This is a genomic window from Brunnivagina elsteri CCALA 953, from assembly GCF_002289455.1.
In the GTDB taxonomy this organism is placed as follows: domain Bacteria; phylum Cyanobacteriota; class Cyanobacteriia; order Cyanobacteriales; family Nostocaceae; genus Brunnivagina; species Brunnivagina elsteri.
Map to the genome: position 1 here is coordinate 1 of NZ_NTFS01000792.1, position 1086 is coordinate 1086.

The window sequence follows — 1086 nt, forward strand, 5'->3', positions numbered from 1 at the left end:
TAAGTAGCCGGACAGAATTAATTACAAAAATGAGTACAAAGCATGTCAGGATAAAAGAGGTGCATTTTTCATAACTAACAATGATACTTATTCGGGAAATAAATTCACTTTCGGCTAAATTACTAGAAAGAATTTATCGGCAAAGCCGATATCATTATGTGCGTCAAAGGGCACATTGCTTAATACTGGCTTCGCAAGGAACAAAAGTGGAAAAACTGATTCTTATTTTTCAAGTAAGTAGCAAGACAATTTATAACTGGTTAAATAGATGGGAATCATTGGGTATGGTGGGACTATACAACAAATCTGGACGGGGTTGTAAACCCACATTTAACTTTTTACAAAAAGAACAGATTAAAGAATGGACTAAAGAAGAACCAAGGCAATTAAAAAAGGTCAAACAAAAAATTCAAGAAGAATGGGACATAAATACAAGTACAAAAACAATTCAAAGAATACTAAAAACGTTATCTATGAGTTGGCATCGTATGCGTAGAGGGGTTGGAGGAGAACCTCCAGTCCATGAATATCAAGACAAAAAGGCACAGCTAGAAGAATTAAAGCGATTGGATGATGAGGGCGAAATTGATTTATATTACTTGGATGAAACAGGATTTTGTTTGATTCCTTGTGTTCCCTATGGATGGCAGAATATCGGAGAATATTTGACAATACCGAGCCGCCGTAGCCGTCGAATGAATGTGCTGGGAATAATGAACAGAAATAACCATCTGGAAACTTATATTTCATCTCAAAGTATTAATTCTGATGTGGTTATTGCCTGTATTGATGCTTTCTTTCCCGCAGTAGATAAGCCAACAGTGATTGTCGCAGATCAAGCTTCTATTCATACCAGTAATGCTATTTTTGACAAACTTGAAGAGTGGAAACAACGTAATATTACTATCTTTGAGTTACCTTCTTACTCTCCTGAGTTAAATTTAATTGAAATTTTATGGCGGTTTATCAAGTATGAATGGATTGAGATAGATGCTTACAAAAGTTGGGAAACCTTTGTTGCATCTGTGGAAAAAATCTTAAAAGAATTTGGAGAAAATTTTGTAATTAATTTTGTCTAACTACTTA

Annotated in this window: 1 protein-coding gene; it reads left to right on the forward strand. The window is 34.5% G+C overall.

Features of this window, described 5'->3' with window-relative positions; translation table 11 throughout:
* The first annotated feature begins 80 nt into the window (after nt 1-80).
* Nucleotides 81-1079 (forward strand): IS630 family transposase, encoded by a 999-nt coding sequence (locus CK510_RS30710; RefSeq protein WP_095725165.1) that lies wholly within the window; start codon nt 81-83, stop codon nt 1077-1079.
* Nucleotides 1080-1086 lie beyond the last annotated feature (7 nt).